Annotated in this window: 5 protein-coding genes and 1 pseudogene; 1 reads left to right on the forward strand and 5 read right to left on the reverse strand. The window is 57.7% G+C overall.

Translation table 11 applies throughout. From position 1 onward, the window contains the following. Positions 1-38: 38 nt before the first annotated feature. The 5 genes from LD28_RS0118635 to LD28_RS0118655 all read right to left on the reverse strand — a co-directional run bounded on the left by LD28_RS0118635 (position 39) and on the right by LD28_RS0118655 (position 4,121). Positions 39-698, reverse strand: a complete 660-nt coding sequence (locus tag LD28_RS0118635) for a TIGR01621 family pseudouridine synthase (protein ID WP_033138419.1) — start codon at positions 696-698, stop codon at positions 39-41. Positions 699-874: 176 nt separating this feature from the next. After that, positions 875-1,567, reverse strand: coding sequence for an ABC transporter permease (locus LD28_RS0118640; RefSeq protein ID WP_033138420.1), 693 nt, complete (start codon positions 1,565-1,567; stop codon positions 875-877). 3 nt (positions 1,568-1,570) lie between these two features. Next, complete coding sequence (locus LD28_RS0118645) at positions 1,571-2,311, reverse strand: ABC transporter permease (RefSeq protein ID WP_033138421.1); 741 nt, start codon at positions 2,309-2,311, stop codon at positions 1,571-1,573. Positions 2,312-2,527: 216 nt separating this feature from the next. Beyond that, complete coding sequence (locus tag LD28_RS0118650) at positions 2,528-3,301, reverse strand: ABC transporter substrate-binding protein (protein ID WP_033138422.1); 774 nt, start codon at positions 3,299-3,301, stop codon at positions 2,528-2,530. A 49-nt stretch (positions 3,302-3,350) separates the two neighbouring features. Continuing rightward, the gene (locus LD28_RS0118655; RefSeq protein ID WP_033138423.1) at positions 3,351-4,121 is read right to left on the reverse strand and encodes an ABC transporter ATP-binding protein; all 771 of its coding nucleotides are present in this window, start codon (positions 4,119-4,121) and stop codon (positions 3,351-3,353) included. Positions 4,122-4,654: 533 nt separating this feature from the next. Between LD28_RS0118655 and LD28_RS0118660 the strand changes: the two are divergent. Further along, positions 4,655-5,038, forward strand: a pseudogene (locus LD28_RS0118660) (hypothetical protein); the annotation flags it as partial.

Consider the following 5,038-nt stretch of genomic DNA (forward strand, 5'->3'; position numbering starts at 1 on the left):
CCACTGCTTCAGCTGGCAAGCGGCTTATCATCGGAGCCTCAAGGCGCAAGAGCGTCAATCGCAGCGGTCAGCTCGGGGATGACAAACTCGGTCCCCTGCGTGGGCGGGCAGACAAAATCGAACGGCGCCCCTGCCAGGGTGAAGCTGAGCCGCCAGGCGTGCAGATAGCCGCGATCGGCTGGCGTGCCGCCATAGCGTTCATCCCCGAGAATGGGGGCGCCGATACTTTTCAGTGCAACCCGGATCTGGTGGGTCTTGCCGGTCTGCGGCTTGATGCGATAGAGCCGCAGCCCCTCACGCACCGACACCGAATCAAACCAGCTGATAGCAGGATTATCCATAGTTCGCGCCAGCATCCAGCTGCCGCCGCGCCCCTTTTGCATATCCCCTTTCACCCAGCCCTGCTTCTTCTTGGGTTTGCGATCGGAGAGCGCCAGATACTGTTTGCTCACCTCGCGGGCCGCAAAAGCCATGCTCAGCTCGCGATTCGCCTCTGTGGTGCGGGCCAGCAGCACCAACCCGGAGGTCATCTTGTCGAGCCGGTGCACCGGATAGAGAGTGAGCCCTGTATCGGCCTTCACGCGATTGACCAGCCCCGGATTGACCGTCTCCCCATCCCCCTTCTCGTCGTGCATGCCGATGCCGGGCTGCTTGTCGATAACCAGGAAAGCGGGATGCTCAAACAATATCCGGTACATAAAACCTCGGGAACTGGGGGATAAGGCACGCAGCCAACGGCTGGCTGTGCTCGGGAGTGCTGCATTCTCCCTGCTCGGCCGCCATTTGGCAAACTAGGTGGGCAGCCGAAGAAGATGAAAAATGGCTCCGCCTGCAACAGGCGGAGCCATTTTCGCTCATCTTGGCAGCTCACCCCTTACACATTGCGCGGACGCAGGTGAGCGTGCCAGCGCGCTTCCCACTTCTTGAACAGCCAGACGATGACAAAGGTGAGCAGCATATAGAGCAGCCCTGCGGTCAAAAACGCCTCGAACGGACTGTAGTAGCGAGAGTTGATGATCCGCGCCGCGCCGGTCAGATCGACGATGGTGATGATGCCCGCCACCGCCGAGCCCTGCAGCATGAAGATGACCTCGTTGCTGTAAGCCGGCAGTGCCCGACGAAACGAGTTGGGCAAAATGATCCGGGTCAGGGTCTGCCAGCGGGTCATGCCAAAGGCGTTGGCCGCCTCAATCTGGCCACGCGGCATATTGTGTACCGCCCCGCGCACGATCTCGGCGGTATAGGCGGCAGTATTGAGGGTGAAGGCCAGCAGGGCACAGAACCAGGCCTCGGAGAAGAGCGACCAGGCGGCACTGTTCTTCAGCCACTCCCACTGGGCGGCGCCGTAGTAGATGATAAAGAGCTGCACCAGCAGCGGGGTGCCGCGAAAGAAGTAGATATAGGCCCAGATCGGCCCCTTGATCAGCCAGTTGCGGCTGTTGCGCAGGATGCCCATCGGCACCGCCAGCATCAGACCGAGGATCAGCGAGACCGCCACCAGCCAGACGGTGGTATAGAGCCCCTCCCAGTAGGTGGGCCACTCTTTGAGAATGATCGAGAAATCCATGGCTTACCTCGTCTTTATCGCATAGTGACGCTCGGCCCACTTGAGCGCCGCGGTGGAGACTGCGGTGAAGATCAGGAAGATCAGCGCCACCGCCATGTAGAAGGTAAAGGGCTGCTGGGTCGATCCGGCCGCCAAGGAGGCTTTGCGCACCATGTCATCAAGGCCGATGATGGAGACCAGCGCGGTGGTTTTCAGCAGCACCAGCCAGTTGTTGCCAAACCCCGGCAGGGCGTGGCGCATCATCTGGGGGAAGAGGATCCGGACAAACACCTGGGTTGAGCGCATGCCAAAGGCGCGTGCGGCCTCCAGCTCGCCTTTGTCCACTGCCAGAATGGCGCCGCGAAAGGTCTCGGTCATGTAGGCGCCGAAGATAAAGCCGATGGTCGCCACCCCGGCCACAAAGGGGCTGATATCGATATAGTCGGGGAGCAGGGAGACCCACTCCTGATTGGGATTGCTTTCAAGTAAAAAGTTATTGTAAGCCTCGTTGACCCAACTGCAGATGCCGTTGATCAGCACCTGGCCGCCAAAGAAGAGCAGCATCATCAGCACCAGATCGGGGATGCCGCGAATAATGGTGGTGTAGCCGGTGGCGATGGCCCGGGCCCACTTGTAGGGAGAGAGTTTGGCCAGCGCCCCCAGCATCCCCAGCAGCAACGCCAGCAGCAGGGAGGCCAGCGCCACTTCCAGGGTGACCCAGGCGCCCTCCAGCAGCGAGGCTTCGTATCCTTTCAAATCAAACATATGCAGCTCCATTGCAACTTATCGAGTGGGCTGATGCCTCTGAACAACAAGAGAACCCACATCTTTCAACACAGCCAGATGCAGCTCCATTGCAATTAATAGGGCCCATCGCTCCACACGGAGAGAACGGGCCCGATGACGACTGACGAGGTGAGCCGAACGGCCTGTTATTCGCTATCGATGTTGCGAATGACTCACCGTACACGGCTCCTGCTTTTACTCGCCGTAAACGTCGAACTCGAAGTACTTGTCGTTGATCGCCTTGTACTTGCCGTTGGCACGCAGCGCCAGAATGGCGGCGTTGAATTTCTCTTTCAGATCCTTGTCAGCCTTGCGCACCGCAATACCGGCACCCTCGCCAAACCACTTGGGATCGGTCAGTTTCGGGCCGACGAACTCGTAGGCATCGCCCCCTTCCTTCTTCAGCAGACCGTCGGTGATGGCGGCGGAGTCGGCCATCACATAGTCGACACGACCGGATTTCAGATCGAGATAAGCTTCATCAGCCGTGCCGTAACGTTTGATGGTGGCATTGGGGAAGTTGTCGGTAATAAAGGTATCCATGGAGGTGGCGCGTTGCACTGCCACGGTTTTACCATCCATGAAGGCCTTGTCGAGCTTGACTTCGGTGCCCTTCTTGGCGGCAAAGCGAGCCGGAATGTGCTGGTACTTCTGGGTGAAGTCCACCTTCTTCTTGCGCTCTTCGGTGATATCCATGGTGGCGATGATGGCGTCAAACTTGCGCGACAGCAGCGCCGGAATAATACCGTCCCAATCCTGTTTGATCAGGGTGCACTTCACCTTCATCTCTTCGCACAGGGCGTTGGCGATGTCGATATCAAAACCTTTCACCTCGCCACTGGGCTCGGTCCAGGAGAAGGGGGGATAGGCACCCTCAACCCCGATCCGTACCTCTTTCCACTCCTTGGCCATCAGGCTACCGGACGCGAGGGCAGTGACTACGGCAGTCGCCAGCATCAGCTTGTTCATGTATCTCTCCTTGATAAAACAGTTGATTGGGTAACTCGACATTCCGCCATCAGTAGATGGAGGAGATGAATTGCTTGAACCGCTCGGATTTGGGATGGGCGAAAATCTCCTTGGGGTTGCCCTCCTCTTCTACCCGCCCCTGATGCAGAAACATCACCTTGTTCGAGACATCGCGGGCAAACGACATCTCGTGGGTCACCACCAGCATGGTGCGCCCCTCTTCGGCCAACTCGCGCATCAGGCCGAGCACCTCCCCCACCAGCTCGGGATCCAGCGCCGAGGTGGGTTCATCAAACAGCATCACCTCGGGCTCTACCGCCAGCGCACGGGCAATGGCGGCCCGCTGCTGCTGGCCACCGGAAAGATGGCCGGGATAGTAGTCGCGCCGCTCCCACAGCCCGACCCGGTTGAGCAGATGCTCGGCTCTGGCGATCGCCTCGGCACGGGGCACCTTGAGCACCTGGATCGGCACTTCAATGATGTTCTGCATGATGGTCATGTGTGACCAGAGGTTGAAACTTTGAAACACCATGGCCAGCCGGCTGCGGATCCGCTCCACCTGGCGCATGTCTTGTGGCTGCCGCTCACCGGCCCGGTTGGTTTTCATGGCAATCAGCTCGCCATGGAGCGAGACGGTGCCGGATGAGGGGGTTTCGAGCAGATTGATACAGCGAAGAAAGGTCGACTTCCCCGAGCCGGAGGAGCCGATAAGGGAGATCACATCCCCCTTGTGGGCGGTCATATCGATGCCCTTGAGCACTTCGTGGGTGCCAAAATATTTGTGCAGATCACGTACTTCCAGTGCGGCAACGTCGCTCATCCATTACAACCTTGTCTGTCCCTAGACGCCGCAGGGGGCGTGACTCAACCATCGTCAATTTAACAAAAAGTTAACCGATGGCAACCTTCAGCGAAAATATCACCCGGATAGTGAAAAAACAATACAGAACGAGGGTCTTCAGGGGATTCGCTCTATTTTTATTCGCTCTTTGCGTATTTTTCAGCACTTTGTTTGCATAAACAGCCGTTTCAATGGCCGCTCGGATACCGCCTTTTTATACCCCAATCATATCAGTGGCAAGAGAAAAGCGTGATGTGTGCCAAACCGGCACCAAAATGGCTTTATGCACCCCCTTGCAGAGCGAAATATCAGCCCCCCGATCGGATCAACTTGATTTCATTGGTTCACTCAGGCTCGCACAGAACCTTAACAAACAGACGGGTTGTGGCAAAAAAGTAACAATCCGCCCCAAAAAGGGCTGTTTTTGGCCATGAAAGCGAGAGATATGTGACACAGAGCCAATAAGTAATGATAAGGTGGTATTTTTATCAGTTTTTGTGATCGAGGCCTCGATGTTGCTCAATGTGTTGCTGATCCTGTTGCCACTGGCAATCGGCTATCTGGTTCCCCTCTCCTCTGCCCGGCTGATCAAACTGGTCAACCAGAGTCTGGGCAAGATGGTCTACCTCATCCTGTTTCTGATGGGGCTCGGGCTTGCCTATGTGGAGAACCTTGGCAGCAATCTGGCGGTGATCTTCAAGGTCGCCGGGGTGATGCTGGCCGCAATTACCTTCTGCAACCTGCTGGCCCTCTGGTGGCTCGACAAGCGCACGCCCCCGACCCACGAGGCGAACGATGCCAAGATGCCGAGCAAGCTGCACCTGTTGTGGGAATCCCTGCAGCTCTGCTTTGTGGTGCTCGGCGGCGTGCTGCTCGGGCTGCTGGTGGATCTGCGC

It is taken from the genome of Aeromonas finlandensis, assembly GCF_000764645.1.
GTDB lineage: Bacteria > Pseudomonadota > Gammaproteobacteria > Enterobacterales > Aeromonadaceae > Aeromonas > Aeromonas finlandensis.